The sequence below is a fragment of the Dietzia sp. CQ4 genome, assembly GCF_014145125.1.
In the GTDB taxonomy this organism is placed as follows: Bacteria; Actinomycetota; Actinomycetes; order Mycobacteriales; family Mycobacteriaceae; genus Dietzia; species Dietzia natronolimnaea.
Genome location: NZ_JAALDZ010000284.1, coordinates 1 through 15,510, shown reverse-complemented (window position 1 = coordinate 15,510; position 15,510 = coordinate 1). Strand labels below are relative to the sequence as shown.

General features: G+C 69.1%; 15 protein-coding genes, 1 tRNA gene and 1 pseudogene. 9 read left to right on the top strand and 8 right to left on the bottom strand.

Going from position 1 to position 15,510, the window contains the following annotated elements; all coding sequences use genetic code 11:
* Window positions 1-203 (top strand): annotated as a pseudogene (locus tag G6031_RS14990) (hypothetical protein); the annotation flags it as partial.
* Window positions 204-227: 24 nt separating this feature from the next.
* On the opposite strand, the gene G6031_RS14985 reads toward G6031_RS14990, so the two are convergent.
* Complete coding sequence (locus G6031_RS14985) at window positions 228-1,427, bottom strand: TerC/Alx family metal homeostasis membrane protein (RefSeq protein ID WP_182653674.1); 1,200 nt, start codon at window positions 1,425-1,427, stop codon at window positions 228-230.
* A gap of 68 nt (window positions 1,428-1,495) precedes the next feature.
* Window positions 1,496-1,969, bottom strand: coding sequence for a DUF4442 domain-containing protein (locus tag G6031_RS14980; RefSeq protein ID WP_017837455.1), 474 nt, complete (start codon window positions 1,967-1,969; stop codon window positions 1,496-1,498).
* A 204-nt stretch (window positions 1,970-2,173) separates the two neighbouring features.
* Between G6031_RS14980 and G6031_RS14975 the strand changes: the two genes are divergently transcribed.
* Together G6031_RS14975 and G6031_RS14970 are read left to right on the top strand one after the other, a co-directional pair.
* Complete coding sequence (locus tag G6031_RS14975) at window positions 2,174-3,673, top strand: fatty acid desaturase (protein ID WP_095717091.1); 1,500 nt, start codon at window positions 2,174-2,176, stop codon at window positions 3,671-3,673.
* Between the two features lie 53 nt (window positions 3,674-3,726).
* Window positions 3,727-3,921 (top strand): ferredoxin, encoded by a 195-nt coding sequence (locus tag G6031_RS14970; RefSeq protein WP_095717092.1) that lies wholly within the window; start codon window positions 3,727-3,729, stop codon window positions 3,919-3,921.
* Between the two features lie 18 nt (window positions 3,922-3,939).
* On the opposite strand, the gene G6031_RS14965 is transcribed toward G6031_RS14970, so the two are convergent.
* The 4 genes from G6031_RS14965 to G6031_RS14950 are packed head-to-tail and all read right to left on the bottom strand — an operon-like array spanning window position 3,940 to window position 7,260.
* Window positions 3,940-4,539, bottom strand: coding sequence for a maleylpyruvate isomerase family mycothiol-dependent enzyme (locus G6031_RS14965; RefSeq protein WP_095717093.1), 600 nt, complete (start codon window positions 4,537-4,539; stop codon window positions 3,940-3,942).
* The gene (locus tag G6031_RS14960) at window positions 4,536-5,486 is read right to left on the bottom strand and encodes a glycosyltransferase (protein ID WP_182653676.1); all 951 of its coding nucleotides are present in this window, start codon (window positions 5,484-5,486) and stop codon (window positions 4,536-4,538) included. The genes G6031_RS14965 and G6031_RS14960 overlap by 4 nt, the downstream gene beginning before the upstream one ends.
* A gap of 55 nt (window positions 5,487-5,541) precedes the next feature.
* Entirely contained in the window at window positions 5,542-6,360 is an 819-nt protein-coding gene (locus G6031_RS14955) for an ABC transporter ATP-binding protein (protein WP_095717095.1), read from the bottom strand.
* A gap of 12 nt (window positions 6,361-6,372) precedes the next feature.
* Complete coding sequence (locus tag G6031_RS14950; RefSeq protein WP_095717096.1) at window positions 6,373-7,260, bottom strand: ABC transporter permease; 888 nt, start codon at window positions 7,258-7,260, stop codon at window positions 6,373-6,375.
* A 66-nt stretch (window positions 7,261-7,326) separates the two neighbouring features.
* Here G6031_RS14950 and G6031_RS14945 point away from each other — a divergent pair, with 66 nt between their 5' ends.
* From G6031_RS14945 to G6031_RS14930, 4 genes are all read left to right on the top strand, one after another.
* Window positions 7,327-8,343 (top strand): NADP-dependent oxidoreductase, encoded by a 1,017-nt coding sequence (locus G6031_RS14945; protein WP_182645448.1) that lies wholly within the window; start codon window positions 7,327-7,329, stop codon window positions 8,341-8,343.
* A gap of 49 nt (window positions 8,344-8,392) precedes the next feature.
* A complete protein-coding gene (locus tag G6031_RS14940) occupies window positions 8,393-9,772 on the top strand; it encodes a polysaccharide pyruvyl transferase family protein (RefSeq protein ID WP_182653673.1) in 1,380 nt (459 codons plus the stop codon).
* A gap of 119 nt (window positions 9,773-9,891) precedes the next feature.
* Entirely contained in the window at window positions 9,892-10,857 is a 966-nt protein-coding gene (locus G6031_RS14935; RefSeq protein WP_182653672.1) for a nitronate monooxygenase family protein, read from the top strand.
* Between the two features lie 4 nt (window positions 10,858-10,861).
* Complete coding sequence (locus tag G6031_RS14930; protein WP_095717100.1) at window positions 10,862-11,413, top strand: PadR family transcriptional regulator; 552 nt, start codon at window positions 10,862-10,864, stop codon at window positions 11,411-11,413.
* A gap of 52 nt (window positions 11,414-11,465) precedes the next feature.
* Here the strand turns inward: G6031_RS14930 and G6031_RS14925 are convergent, their stop codons facing one another.
* On the bottom strand, window positions 11,466-11,978 hold the full coding sequence (locus tag G6031_RS14925; protein ID WP_311201588.1) for an SRPBCC family protein: 513 nt from the start codon (window positions 11,976-11,978) through the stop codon (window positions 11,466-11,468).
* A gap of 35 nt (window positions 11,979-12,013) precedes the next feature.
* Entirely contained in the window at window positions 12,014-13,054 is a 1,041-nt protein-coding gene (locus G6031_RS14920) for an NAD(P)H-quinone oxidoreductase (protein ID WP_182653671.1), read from the bottom strand.
* 138 nt (window positions 13,055-13,192) lie between these two features.
* Between G6031_RS14920 and G6031_RS14915 the strand changes: the two genes are divergently transcribed.
* Window positions 13,193-13,278, top strand: a tRNA-Ser gene (locus tag G6031_RS14915).
* A gap of 894 nt (window positions 13,279-14,172) precedes the next feature.
* On the top strand, window positions 14,173-15,168 hold the full coding sequence (locus tag G6031_RS14910) for a hypothetical protein (protein ID WP_182653670.1): 996 nt from the start codon (window positions 14,173-14,175) through the stop codon (window positions 15,166-15,168).
* The last annotated feature ends 342 nt before the right edge of the window (window positions 15,169-15,510 follow it).

Here is a 15,510-nt window from a genome sequence, read left to right as displayed (position 1 = left end):
ACGCGCGGGGGCCCGCCGTGCCCGGACGCGCCACCCACGCGGCCGGCGCCGTTCTCGCGCCGCACACCCGGATCTGCGACCCGGGTCTGGATGGCGTGCTCCCGGCGCTGCGGTCACTGTGGCCGGGGGCCCTGCTGCTCCCGCCGCTCCCCGGGGAACCGGTCGCCGATCCCCTCGGGATGTGGGCCGGACGGAGCGCGTAGAGGCCGGTCGGCTGGTGTGGTCGGTCAGCGGGTGTAGTCCGTGGCGCGCTCGTAACGGGCGTGATCGTCCCAGACCCGCCGCAGCAGTTGTTCGAGTTCCCAGACGTCGCCCTCGGAGCCGAAGTACTTCCGATCGATCGACTTGAGCTTGTCCTCGTTGTCGAGGATCTTGGCCCACAGCTTGGCGCGCTCGACGGGGTCGTCGGTGAAGTTCTTGTTGAGGTACTCGTGCGAGTGCCGCTTGAGGTTCCCGAGCACGGTGAGCGCCTTCCCGGCCGGGCTCACCAGCGAGGCCACGACGGTCACCACGAGCACGGCCACGATGACGCCCAGTGACAGGTAGGTCGGTACCTCCACCACGTCGACGTGCTCGCCCTGGTTGATGAACGGCAGGTTGTTCTCGTGCAGGGCGTGGAGGATCAGCTTGACGCCGATGAAGCCCAGGATCGCCGCGAGGCCGTACTTGAGGTAGACGAGGCGGTCGAGGAGGCCGTCCAACAGGAAGTACAGCTGGCGCAGGCCGAGCAGCGAGAACGTGGTCGCGGTGAAGACGATGAAGACGTTCTGGGTGAGGCCGAAGATCGCGGGGATCGAGTCCAGCGCGAACATGATGTCGGTGCCGCCGATCGCCACCATGACGATCATCATCGGCGTCACGACCTTCTTGCCGTTCTCGATGGTGAACAGCTTGTCGTGGTCGTAGTGATCGGTCGCCGGGATGAACTTCTTGGCCAGGCGCACCACGACGTTGTCGGCGTCGTCGTCCTCGTCGTCCTCGGCCAGGAGACGGCCCGCGGTGATGATGAGGAACAGTCCGAACACGTAGAACAGCGCGCTGAACGCGTTGAGCAGCGCCGCGCCGACGAAGATGAACCCGGTCCGGGCGATGATCGAGAACACGATGCCGAACAGGAGTGCCTTCTGCTGTCCCGCGCGCGGGACCTTGAAGCTGGTCAGCAGGAGCAGGAAGACGAACAGGTTGTCCACCGAGAGCGCCTTCTCGGTGATGTAACCGGCGAAGTACTCGACGCCCATCTGGTTTCCGCCGAAGATCCACACGAGGAAGCCGAAGACGATCGCGATCCCCACGTACATCGCCGACCAGATTGCCGACTCCCTGAGCGTCGGGATGTGCTCCTTGCGAACGTGGAAGAAGTAGTCGAACAGGAGAAGTCCGACGATCAGACCGACGGACAGCGACCAGGCGAGCGGGGTGGCTCCCAACGGGAGTCCTTTCCGAGGAGGGCCGGGGACCGGATAATCCTACGCGCCTCGGGCCGGATCGCCTTCGGTCAGCTCTTCCGTCGGATGAACATGGTGTGCTGCGCCTCCACGACCGTCGTGCCGCGGCTGTCGCTCACCACCGCGGTGTGGACGACGCTGGTGCTCGGATGGTCGGCCAGTCGCTCCCTGATGGCGTCCGCCTCCGGGCCGGGGACGTCCACCACGCACCGCAGTCGGCCCCGGCCGGGGGCCCGGAAGTCGATCGTCGCGCTCTTGGTCCACACCTGGTACCCGCCACCGAGCTGCCCGGACAGCAGGGCCCCGTAGAGGACGTCGGTCGCGGCGAACAGTGCGCCGCCGAACGCGGTGCCGTTGGTGTTGGCGGTCCACGGTGCGACGTGCATGCTCAGCTCCCCGCGGGTCCAATCCGGGGCGATGTGCCGGATGCGGATCCCGGACCCGAGCAGAGGGGGGTACAGCGAAGCCAGCAGGGGGAACGCGCGGGGGCTGGAGGTGTAGCGGTGCAGCAGGGTCTTGGGCACGCGCCGATCCTAACTTACTCGTGAGTCAGTTCCGGCCCACGGTCGAGCGGGCGCACGGCGGCGGGCCTGCGTGGCGGGGTGCCCGACGAGGTCTCTGGACAAAAAGAGGGTCCCTGTCTAGACAAACGGCTGATGTTTGTCTAGATTTGACCCACTAGGTGGCGTGCGACACACGCCGCCGGGCTCGATCAAGGGAGACTTGTGATGCACACCGACCTCCAGGCAGGGGAGACCGCGGCGCAGCCGTACCCCTGGACTGACGGCAAGCGATACCTGTGGCTGCTCGGGCTCATCCCCGCCGGCGCCCTGTTCATCTCTCTCGGCTTGTTCTCGTGGTTCTCCCACGCCGGGTGGGGCACCGCCGCCGTCGTGGCGTGGTTCGTCGCCCCCTTCGTCGTGTTCGTCTTCATCCCTCTGCTCGACATGGTCGTCGGGGTGGACGGTCGGAACCCGCCGGAGGAGGTCATCGAACGCCTGGAGGCCGACCCCTTCTACCGGTGGTGCACCTACCTGTACCTCCCGGTGCAGTACGCCGCCCTGATCTTCGCCTGCTACCTGTGGACCGCCGACGACCTGTCGTTCTTCGGCCACGAGGGCGGGCTGGGGCTGGTGGCCAAGATCGGCGTCGCCTGGGCCGTGGGCATCGCGGGGGGCATCGGCATCAACACCGCCCACGAACTCGGACACAAGATCCAGAACTCCGAGAAGTGGCTGTCCAAGATCGCACTCGCCACCACGGCCTACGGGCACTTCTACATCGAGCACAACCGTGGTCACCACGCCCGCGTCGCCACCCCGGAGGACCCGGCCAGCTCGCGGCTCGGTGAGTCGTTCTGGGCCTTCCTCCCGCGCAGCGTCATCGGCTCCCTCATCTCCGCCTGGGAGCTGGAGAAGAACCGCCTCGAGCGCCTCGGCAAGTCACCGTGGACCCTGCGTAACGACAACATCAACGCCTGGCTCATGACGCTGGTCCTGTTCGGCGGCCTCACCGCCGTCTTCGGACTCGAGGTCCTTCCCTGGCTGATCCTGCAGGCGGTGTACGGGTTCAGTCTGCTGGAGGTCGTCAACTACCTCGAGCACTACGGGCTGCGCCGCAAGAAGCTCGACAGCGGTCGCTACCAGCGGTGCCGGCCCGAGCACTCGTGGAACTCCGACCACCTGGTCACCAACATCTTCCTCTACCACCTGCAGCGCCACTCGGACCACCACGCCAACCCGATGCGCCGCTACCAGGTCCTGCGCACCACCGACGACGCCCCGCAGCTCCCCGCCGGGTACGCCGCGCTCATCGTGGTGGCCTACTTCCCGCCGATCTGGCGCCGGATCATGGACCACCGGGTGCTCGACCACTACGACGGCGACGTCACCAGGGCCAACATCCAGCCGTCCAAGCGGGAGCGGATCCTCGCCCGCTACGGCGACCCGTCGGCCACCGGCGCGAGCACCGCGACCAGCCGGTCCTCCGCCCCGGCCGCCACGGCGACCGCCGTCCTGGATCCCGAGCCCGACGTGGACGCCGTCCGCGGCGCCGTCTCGCCGATCGGCACCTATGCCTGCCCCAACTGTGGCCACCACTACGTCGAGTCGCTGGGTGAGCCGCGGGAGGGCTTCGCCCCCGGCACGCCGTGGTCGGCGATCCCGGACGACTGGCAGTGCCCGGACTGTGGCGTCCGGGACAAGGTCGACTTCGTGCCGGTGAGCTGACACCGACAGGCCGTGACACCCGTGTACCCAGTGTTCCAACCAGGAGGTTTCCCATGAAGATCGCGATCGACCCGGACCGGTGCGAGGGGCAGGCGGTGTGCGTCGGCCTCGCCCCGAAGGTCTTCGCCCTGGGCGACGACGACGAGGTGGTGCGCCTGCTCGTGGAGGAGGTCCCCGAGGAACTCCAGAAGAGGGCTCGCAAGGCCATCGAGAAGTGCCCGATGGCGGCGCTCCGCGAGGCCGGGTAGGCCACCAGCCAGGGTCTGCTAGGCCGCCGGCCAGGCGGAGGGGTCCCGACCGGTACGCGCGAGAGCGGCGTGCCGGGTCGGGACCCCTTCTCCGTCGAAGCCCGGTAGCGGAGCGGAGAACAGCTCGGGGGCCGGGTCGTCGGCGAGATCGGTCCGGACGAAGTCGAGGACGGCGTGTTCGAGTTCGTCGCCCCACGGCAGGTCGACCCCCTGGGAGACCGACAGGTCCCAGGCGTGGACGGCCAGATCGAAGGTCTGCTGCGCCAGATAGTGCACCATCGGCGCCCGACCGTAGGAGAGGTGGACCTCGTCGTCGGTGGGGGTTCCCCGCCACGCGGCGGCCACCGGCGCGCGCAGGGTGTGCCAGAAGGCCACGAGGTCGGGGCCGCTGGCCCCGGTGAGCCGACGGAGCGGCTCCTCGAGGTCCCCGGCCACCTCGTCGACCGTCCCCCCGGCCAACAGCCCCGGGACCCACATCTGCTCGTCCACGACGTGGGCCAGCACCTCACGGGCCGTCCACTCGCTGCACGGGGTGGCGGCGTCCCAGTCGGTGACCATCGGCAGGACCCGGTCGTACAGGTCGGCGGCCCGGGACTGCAGGGCGATCCAGTCGGTCATGGCTTGTCGAACCGCTCGCCCGCGCCCAACCGCTGCAGACGCAGCCACTCGCGCAGGCCGGCCGGGTCTCGTCTGGTGACCAGGAAGTACCAGCCGAAGCGCAGGATCTCCTGCGGGATGAGGCGCCGGTTGCCGGGCTGGGTGAGCACGTAGCCGCGGTTGCGGTAGGTGAAGTGCCGCTTGACCGGGTCGTCGGGGAACTGGGTGTGCATGCGGCCGCCGAGGATCGGTTTGAACTCGTCCGACCCCTGCGGGTGCAGGTACGCGGTCGTCAGACACGTGCCGAAGGGCAGTCGGGAGCGCACCAGGCGCCGGTGCATCTCCACCTCGTCACCGCGGATGAACAGCCGCAGGTCCGGGACGCCCACACGGTCCAGGCAGTCCGCGGTGAACAGCGCCCCGTTGAACAGGGAGGCGATGCCGGGCAGCAGGTCGGTGTCGGTCCGGGAGGGGCCGGCGGCACCAGGGACGCCGGCACCAGGGTCACCGGCACCGCGGTCGCCGCCCTCGCCGTCGGCGAACAACTCGCTGCGCCAGCGTCGCCACACCACGCCGCGGCGCAGCGGGAAGGCGAGGCGGTCGGGCTCGGCGAGGTCGCACACCACCGGCGAGACCTCCGCCAGCCCGTGGCGGTCCATGCAGGCCATCAGCGTGGCCAGGACCTCGGGCCCCTCGGGCCTGCCGTCGTCGTCAGCGCACCACACGAGGTCGGCGCCGGTGGCCAGCGCGTGCAGCATCCCCAACGCGAATCCGCCGGCGCCGCCGAGGTTGTGCCTGGAGCCCACGTAGGTGGCCTCCACGGGCTGTGACTCGACGAGCTCGCGCACGGCCCGCTCGTCGGCGTTGTCCACCACCACCAGGTGGTCGATCGGTCGGCTCTGCCCGCACACCATCTCGAGCGAGGCGCGGAGTTGGTCGAGTCGTCGGTGGGTGACGACCACGGCCACGACCCGCCGGGAGTCCGCGCCGGACTCCGCGGCCCCGCCGGCCGCGCCGGACCCCTCAGCCCTCACGCGTCATCCTCTCCATGTACGCGGCGATCGACCGCCCGGCCTCGGGGCCCTCGTAGGCGGTGACGATCTCCTCGATGCTGCCGCGCTGCCGGATGCGACCGTGGTCGATCCACATCGCCGAGTCGCACAGCTGCGCCAGGAACTCGTTGGAGTGGGAGGCGAACACCAGCATCCCGGACCGGGAGACCAGGTCGGCCAGCTTGACCCGCGCCTTCTTCATGAACTCCGCGTCCACGGCTCCGATGCCCTCGTCGAGCAGCAGGATCTCGGGGTCGATCGAGGTCACCACGCCCATCGCCAACCGGACGCGCATGCCGGTCGAGTAGGTGCGCAGCGGCATGTCCAGGTAGTCGCCGAGCTCGGTGAAGTCCGCGATCTCCTCGATCTTGGCCTTCATCTGTTTGCGGGTCTGGCCCAGGAACAGGCCACGGATGATGATGTTCTCGTACCCGGTGATCTCCGGGTCCATACCCACACCCAGGTCGAACACCGGCGCCACACGACCCCTGATCCGGGCGGCGCCGCGGGTGGGCTCGTAGATTCCGGACAGCAACCGCAGCAGCGTGGACTTGCCGGCGCCGTTGTGCCCGACCAGCCCGATGCGGTCCCCCTCGCGGAGGGAGAGGGTGATGTCCTTCAGGGCCTCGACGACGACGACGTTGGACGAGTTCCGGCCGATCGCGCCTCCGGCGGAGCCGAGGACCGCCTTCTTGAGGGAGCGCGATTTGGCGTCGAAGATCGGGAAGTCCACGCACGCGTCCACGCAGTCGATGGACACGCCGCCGGGGGTGGGTGTGGCGGGGCTCATGGGATATACCTCCTACACCCAGTACGGGACTCGGGAGCGGAACCGGCGCAGTGCGACAAAGGCGAGGATGAGGCCCACGGCCGTGCAGGCCAGGACGATCCACCAGTGGTACGCGGCGACGGGCTGGCCCAGCATGGGGGCGCGGACGATCTCCAGGTAGTGGTAGAGCGGGTTGAGCTCGGCGATGCGGGCGCGGTTGGCGATCTCCCCGCCCTGCTCGTACAGCGTCTGCGTGGTCCACACGATGGGGGTCATGTAGAACAGCAGCTGAACCATGGAGTCCAGCAGGGGCGCGATGTCGCGGAAGCGGGTGGCCAGGATGCCGAACAGCATCGCCACCCAGACGCCGTTGACCATGAGCACCGCCAGGCCCAACACGGCCAGCAGCAGGTCCCATCCCAGCGGCCGCGGGTAGATGAGCATCAGCACGACCCAGATCACCAGGTTGTGGCACAGGAACAGGAACTGCCGCCACACCAGCCGGTAGACGTGGACGCTGAGCGCGCTGGGCAACTGCTTGATCAGGCCCTCGTTGGAGATGAAGACCTCCGAGCCCTCCTTGATGCAGCCGGAGATGAAGCCCCAGAGGATCAGGCCCACGGTGACGTGCGGGAGGAACTCCGCCAACGGGATCTGGAAGAGGATCGAGTACAACAGCCCCAGCGCCGTGGCCATGACGCCGGTGGCGATGGTGATCCACAGCGGCCCCAGTGTGGAGCGGCGGTAGCGCTGCTTGATGTCCTGCCAGCCCAGCGAGAGCCAGAGCTCACGCTGGCCCAGCCCCTGGCGGAGGTCGGCCACGGCCCGGCGGAAGGTGTGGGAGTCGCTGACGATCTCACTGCGGACGCGCTCGTCGGGGAGCGTCGCCGAAGCGGGGTCGGGAGTGGGCTGGTCCTGCACGAAGGCGAAGCCTACTAGAGGTGTGGCCGGTGGCAGCCCCGCAGACAGGGCGCGTACACATGAGTGATGACGACCAGTACCCAGATCCAGCTCGTCAGCCGCCCCCGCGGCTGGCCGACCCATGACGACTTCCGCACCGTCGTCGTCGACCTCCCCGCGATCGCCGAGGGCGAGGTGCGCGTGGCCAACGAGTACCTCTCCGTCGACCCCTACATGCGCGGCCGGATGAACGAGGGCCGCTCCTACATCCCGCCGTTCGAGCTGAACGAGACGATGACCGGCGGCGCCGTCGGGCGTGTCGTGGAGTCCCGCTCCGACGCCCACCCGGTCGGGGCGGTCGTGATGCACGACCTCGGCTGGCGGGACGTCGCCCAGGGCGACGGCCGGCAGTTCCGGGTGGTGCAGGAGATCGAGGGCGTTCCCGTCTCGGCGTACCTGGGGATCCTCGGGACCACGGGCCTCACGGCCTACGTGGGGCTCCTGCACATCGGGCGGTTCCAGAAGGGCGAGTCCGTCTTCGTCTCCGGCGCGGCCGGTTCCGTCGGGTCGGCCGTCGGGCAGATCGCCCGGCTCATGGGCGCCTCGAAGGTCGTCGGCTCGGCCGGGAGTGCGGAGAAGGTCGACAAGGCCACCTCGAGCTACGGATTCGACTCCGCGATCAATTACAAGGACGGACCGGTCCGCACGCTCCTGCGCGAGCACTTCGGTCGCGAGAACGGCGAGGGCATCGACGTCTACTTCGACAACGTCGGCGGCGACCACCTCGAGGCCGCGCTCGACCTGATGAACGACGACGGTCGCCTGGCCCTGTGCGGCGCGATCAGCTCCTACAACGCCACCGAGCGCTCGCCCGGCCCGGACAACATGTGGCACGCCATCACCCGCGGGCTCACCCTGCAGGGCTTCACCGTGAACAAGTACATGCACCTGTTCAAGGAGTTCGCGGAGAAGGTCGGGCCGTGGGTGGCCTCCGGCGAGATCGTCTTCGACGAGACCGTGGTCGAGGGCATCGACAACTCCGTCGACGCGTTCCTCGACCTCATGCGCGGGGCGAACGTGGGGAAGATGCTGGTCAAGATCTGATCAGCGGGGTCGGCCCGGGCGCGACCCCACCGTGGGGCAGGGTGGACCCATGACGTCGACTCCTCGAGCCGCGCCCGCCTCCCGCCTGCGACGACGGGCCCGCCGTCGGCTCGACGCCACGAGGGCGGCCGCGGACGCGCGCTGGGGTCGACCCCGGGAGGTCCACCGTCCCGTCTACCTCATCGCCCCGGCCGGCCACCCCAACCACGGCGACGAGCAACTGCTGGCGGGGTGGCTGCGGTACCTCCGTCACCGGCTCCCCGGCACCCCCGTGGTGGTGGACTGCCACACCCCGGGGCAGGCGGCGGTCCTCCATCACGGCGAGCACCCGGACGTCCTGTTCACCGACACGCTGTGGCGCCTGGCGGGGGAACACACGGGCGCGGTGGAGGCCATCGGGTTCTGTCGCTCCGCCGTGGGCGAACTCGGGGTGCGACCCGCGCTCGCGTCGGGCATCGACCTGCTGCGCAGCGCGTCGGTCGTGCACCTGATCGGCGGCGGGTACGTCAACGACCTGTGGCCGCACCACCTCGGCGTGGTCGCCGCGGCGGGAGAGGCGGGCCGGCTGAGCGGGGCGCACGTGGTGGCCACGGGCCAGGGGTTCGTGCCGTGCGGGGACCCCGGGCTGTTGGCGGAGGCGTTGCGGGACCACCACCTGGTCACCGTCCGCGACGCGGCCTCCTCCGGGCTCCTCGAGGGCACGGGGGTGCCCGTCCGCCACGTGGCCGACGACGGGTGGCTGGCGCTGTCCTGCGCGGGGGGAGTGGAGGCCGGTGACCACCCCGTCTACTCCCCCGATCCGGAGACCTGCCGCGATCTGGTGGTGTGTGCCCAGTCCGACCTTGTCGAGCCGGAGGTGCTCGCCGACACCCTCGGGCGGGTCCTCGCCGCGTGGGCGGTGCCGGGGGAGCGGATCACCGTGGTCGAGTCGATCCCCGGTGGGGACCGGGTGGTGTGGGACATGGTGTGTGACCGCGCCGAGTCCGCGTCCGGCGCCGGTGGTGACGACGACGAGGTGGGTCGCGCCCTGGCGGCCCTGCAGCTGCCCCGCGCGCGCTTCGTGCCGTTCCAGGAACTGTGGTCCACGGGACTGCCCGCCCGGCCCGGGCAGGTCTGGCTGACCAGCCGCTTCCACCCCCATCTCTTCGCGGCGGCCCGCGGGGCCTCGGGTGTGGCCCTGCGGACGGGATCGGACTTCTACGACGTCAAGCACGGGTCGCTGCTGGCCGCCGGGTCACCGTGGTGGTCGGTGAGAGCCGGGGAGTCGCCGGGGGCGGGGGCCGCGGGTGCCCAGGACCCCGGCGCGGCCGGGTCGACGGGGATCCCCGCGATTCCGGACTCGGGCGGCTTCGCTCCCGCGACGGTCGCCGCGTTCGTGTCGGCGGCGGAGCGGGTGGCCCAGGAGATCTACCCGGTCGGCGAGCGATGAGGTGATCTGGACGCTCCACCGCCACGCGTCCGGATCTTTGTGCAACTAGTTGCATAAAACCGTGGGCGGCCGTACGGTCGGGGAAAGCCGACCTCATCCCGGTCCCGAAAGGACTGCTCATGGCCCTTCCCTCCGTTCTCGCCGGCCCGCTCACCGTGCCGGTGGTCGCCTCGCCGATGTTCATCTACTCCGGCCCCGAGCTGGTGGCCGCGCAGTGCCAGGCCGGTGTGATCGGCTCGTTCCCGGCGCTCAACGCGCGACCGCAGCCGGTCCTGGGGGAGTGGCTGGACCAGGTCACCGAGAGCAACGCGGCCTTCGCCGCGGCGAACCCGGACCGCTACGTGGCCCCGTTCGCCGTCAACCAGATCGTCCACCGGTCCAACGACCGGCTCGAGCAGGACCTGGCGACCGTCGTCGAGCACGAGGTGCCGATCGTCATCACCTCCCTCGGTGCCCGTACCGAGGTCAACGACGCCGTCCACTCCTACGGCGGGATCGTGCTGCACGACGTGATCAACGACAGGTTCGCCCGCAAGGCCATCGAGAAGGGCGCCGACGGGCTCGTGGCGGTGGCCGCCGGCGCCGGTGGACACGCCGGGACGCAGTCGCCGTTCGCCCTGATCCAGGAGATCCGCGAGTGGTTCGACGGCCCGCTTCTGCTGTCCGGGGCGATCGCGCACGGCCGGTCGATCCTCGCCGCGCAGGCCGCCGGCGCCGACCTGGCCTACGTGGGGTCGGCGTTCCTCGCGACCGAGGAGTCCCGCGCGGCCGCGGAGTACAAGCAGATGATCGTCGAGAGCTCCGCCTCCGACATCGTCTACAGCAACCTGTTCACGGGGATCCACGGGAACTACCTCCGGGGCAGCATCGAGGCGGCGGGGCTGAACCCCGACGACCTGCCCGTCTCGGATCCCACGGCGATGGACTTCGGCTCCGGTGGGGGCGCGGACTCCAAGGCGTGGCGCGACATCTGGGGTGCGGGCCAGGGCGTCGGCGCGGTCACCTCGACGGGTTCGGTCCGCGACCTGGTCGAGCGGCTCCGCGCGGAGTACGAGCAGGCGGCGTCCGCTCTGGCAGCGCGCTGACACCGTGTCGCTGAAGTTCGCGATCCTCACCTCCCTCACCGAGCGGGCGGGGAGCGGGATCGAGCTGGCGCGGAGGTTCGACAAGTCCATCGGGTACTTCTGGCCGGCGACCCACCAGCAGATCTACCGGGAGCTGGATCGACTGGGGGAGTCCGGACTGATCCGGGAGCTCCCGCTCGAGGGCGCCCCCTCGCGGGGTAACCCGCGCCGCTTCGAGGTCACCGAGGACGGCCGGAGGCTGCTCACCGAGTGGATCCGCGAGCCGGACGAGCCCGACCCGATGCGGTCCACCATGGCGGTGCGGGTGCGTGCCGCGGCCGCGACGGGGGCGGTCCACGAGGTCCGGGAGGCGCTGACGCACCACCGCGACCAGCGGGCCGCCAACCTCCGCCGCTACCGCGAGATCGAGGACAGGGACTTCGCCCGGCCCGACCCGGGGGACGCCCGCGACCTCCTCCAGCACCGGGTGCTCACGCTGGGCATCCAGGTGGAGCAAGCGTGGGTGAGCTGGTGCGACGAGGTGCTCGAGATGCTGGACCGCCTCCCGGCGGGCTGACCGTCGTACCCGCTCACCGCGCCGGCTCATCCCACGAGCGCATCACCCGGGCTCAGTTCGCCAACGCCGCCTCGAGCGAGGCCAGTGACGCCTCGAGGAAATCGCGTCCGAACGGCGGCATCCCGCCGATCTCGGCGGCGAACCCCTCCCGTGTGCGGGTCCAGTCGTACCGGAGGGTGACCTCGGTGGACGCGCCCGCCGGGGCCAGGTCGTACCGCCAACTCCACCCGCCGGTGGAGAGGTGACCGGCCTCGTCGGTCCGGCCGGGCTCCCATTCGATCGTGCGGTCCGGTTCGAATGCCGTGACCACGTTGTGTATGACGTAGTCACCGCCCCCGGCCTCCCTGTACATGTTGATCGCGAAGACGTCCCCGACCCCGCTGATGGCCTCCGTCGTGACCGCGTCGCGTACCCAGTCCCCGGGTTCGGTGTCCTTGTGGCGGGTCGGATCGGCCAGCAGCGCGAAGACCTCCGACGCGGACGCCGGGATCGTGCGACTCGCGGTCATGAAGGTGGCTGGACCGTGCTCGGCACCGGGGTCGTCGGCGTCTGCGGTGGCGGCCATCGTCAGTTCCTCCTCGGTCACTCGACGGTCAGTGATCAGTCGACGGTCAGCAGGATCTTGCCGTGGCTCTCGCCCGACTCGAGCAGGCCCAGCGCCTCCGCTGCCCGCTCCAGCGGGATCTCACGCGAGACGCGGGTGGTCACGTCTCCCGCGGCGATCATCGGCCAGACGTGGTCCACCACCTCCCGGCAGATGCCGGTCTTGCCGCCGGGACCGTCCACCGGGCGGGCCCGGAGGTTGGTGGCCAGCACACCGGCGCGGCGCGGGAGCAGGGCTCCCAGGTTCAGCTCGCCCTTCACCCCGCCCTGCATGCCGATCACGATCAGTCGGCCGTCCGGGGCGAGTGAGGCGATGTTGGGTTCGAGGTACTTCGCGCCCATCACGTCGAGGATCAGGTCGACGCCACGGCCTCTCTCGTCGTCGTCGGTCCACTCTCTGACCCGGTCAGGGAAGTCCTCCTCGCGGTAGTCGATCGCCAGGTCGGCGCCGAGCTCGCGACACTTCCGGACCTTCTCGGGACCTCCGGCGGTGGTGGCCACGCGGGCGCCGAGCGCGCGGCAGACCTGGATCGCGTGGGAGCCGATGCCACCCGCCCCGCCGTGGATCAGCACCCGCGGGGCCCCGAGCTCCGAGTCGCCCCAGCGGGCGTTGGGTGTCAGGACGCCGCGGCCGAGCCCGCCCGTCATGACGAGGTTGGACCACACCGTGCAGGCCACCTCTGGCAGGGTCGCGGCCTCGTGCAACGACACCCCGACCGGCACGGGCATGACCTGTCCGGCGGGTACGGCCACCTTCTCGGCGTACCCGCCGCCGGCCAGGAGGGCGCACACCTCGTCGCCGACGGCCAGGCCCTCGACGCCCTCGCCCACGGCGGAGATCCGCCCCGAGCACTCGAGGCCGAGGATCTCCGACGCACCGGGCGGGGGCGGGTAGTGCCCCTTGGACTGCAGCAGGTCGGCGCGGTTGACGGCCGTGGCCGCCACGTCGACGAGCACCTCGCCGGGACCGGGGATCGGATCGTCGACCTCCGTCAGACGGAGGGAATCGGGACCGTTGCGATACTCGATGGCCTTCATGCCCTCGACCGTAGCCGCGATGGCCCCGGTCGGCAGCCGGGCTGGGTGCGGGCGGGCGGGGTCCACTACGATGAGCACCGTCGTCTCCGCGTGTTCCACGTGGAACCACGCACTCGAGCGTGTCGTGGCGGACGACAGGGAAGTGTGGCAGAGCGGCCGAATGCACTCGCCTTGAAAGCGAGCGTGCCTCAACAGCACCGGGGGTTCAAATCCCTCCACTTCCGCCCTAGCTCAAACAACTTCCAGTTCCAGGGCGTCTACGGACCCGGCACCATGGCTGGTGTAGCTAATTCATCAGAGGCCTTGGTCGTAGAGTTCCCGGCGACGGCGTTCGTTGTGCTCGATGCATCGACGCCTGTAGTTCCCGTAGTTCTCCAAAGCCCGCTCGTCGCACGCGACGCAGTTCGGCCGTGGTCCAAGCCAGAACCGCTGAGGTGTGCCAGCGGGGACAGGCGCTCCGCAGCTCTGGCATGTTGTGTCGTGCTCGGGTGGCTCGGGCATCCGGTTCTCCTTGCTCTCGGCGATTAACGGTTGAGTTGCCGCGCGGACGGCCGACTGAGGTCGCGCCGGGGGCTGTCCGTCTCTAAGGCTCGAATTGCCGCTTTGGTGGGCCTGCGGGCTCGTCGTTGAGACGATAACCCGGGGGTCAGACGTCGGCCCGGCTTGAACGTGGTGTCTCTGAGCGCTCGGGTGATGAAGGCGCCGCCACTCGCCGCAGTATTGCGTCAGTCGAGAAGTAGGTCGATCGGGGCGAAATAGGGAGAGCGGAGCTCCCGGCTGGAAGCCAGATTGCTGGCCTGCAGCATTGAGCGAGTTCTCCCCTTCCTCACGTGAGCCCAGAACTGGTCGTCAGGTGCGCTTCCGAGGCGGGCCATTGATGCTGGCGACAAGGGGTGCACTACAAGGGAAGAGGGGCGTCGCAAACCTAGATGACGAGGGAGGGTCTCACCAAGGGCATTGAAAAATGAGAAGGCAGTGCCGCAGCACCGCGCATGGGGTTGAGTATGTGGACTCGGGACTACCTAATCGAGTCCATGTCGTAGATGCTGGGCAAGCTACTGGTCCGGAGCCCGTGTTTGCCAGATCAAGAGTGATCGCTGCCGCAGAAAGGCATGACAATGAAGAAGCTGACCGCCCTCGCGGCCGCATCGCTAATAGTCCTCGCTGGGTGCGCCACAGGGTCAGATGAACCGGAGACTTCCACGGCTGCTGCCCCGACCGCCTCGGAGACCATCGTGGTCACCGAGCACGAGATCAAGATCGGGGAGACGTTCACGATGAACTCGCCTCACTACGTTGCCCACGTCACCGTCACCGATGTGTTCCTCCCCGAAACCTGTGGCCCAGTCCCGTACTCGGATGGAGCGGAGTACCCCTCTTACATCGGTATCGAGATGGACGTCGAGGTCGAGTCGGGCAATGGAGAGGGGTTCGTCCCCAACGGGGTAAACGAGCGCACGGAGGACGGTTACATTAAGGAGAACCGGGGGCTTGCTGCAGTGACGTGTGGCAACTATGAAGAGCTGACGGCCGCCGGCGTGCGTACCGGAGAGAAGTACAAGGGGGTCATGTGGCTCCAAGACGACGTGGCCCCGAGCTCGGAGATCATCATGGAGCCACATGTCTCCGCCCAGGAACCAGACGTGACAAACGTCTACGTGCTGGACCTCTCGGAGTTCGATCTGTCGGGGGAACAGCAAGCGGCTGATACGACCACTCAGTCGGCTCTCCCCACCGCGGCTCCCGTCAACACACCCGCCACTGGCCCCACCTTCGTCAGATGCGTCGATGCAGGAGGAATGGCAGCCCTCTCTGATGGCTCGAGGGTCTACATGGACAGGTGCTACGAAAACGCGAGCCGCCCCGGTGGAGATACCACTCAGGCCCGCGCCTGGACGGAGTGTGTCATTGCCAACGGGCACGACTACTGCGCCGGGGTCTACGCACCGCAGTTTCAGGACGATCCTGCGCCAGCTCCCGCGCCGAACAACGTGGCCCCGACCAAGGCTCCCGACGTTCAGGCTGAAGCGAATGCAGGGCAGGCCTGGTGGGCTGAATGCATCGCCGCCAACACAGCGGAGTACTGCCGAGCGAATGACCCGTGGCAGAACTGATTGGGCAAGTGAGAGGGCCTAGTTTGAATGAAGTTTCTCCGTCGCTGAAGCCGTCCGGCGGACCCGAGCAGGCGGTAGCACGGCAAACAGCGGCATCGCTGAAAAACCTGTACGCATGTTCTCAAGCCCGGCGGCGATTGGGCTGGGAACGTTGAACAGGTACTGAGCTCAGTTCCGCACGGCCGCACTTCGTCTTCCAGCCGGCCGTTGGCTTGCCTACCCGAGGCCCAGTGTCTGTCTCGACTGGCGCGGGCAGGGACACAGGGCGGGGAACATGCTGTGGGCCGTCCAGCATCGTGTGGCAGATAGGGCTTGTCGGTACCGCGGGTCCGGCGAGTTGGT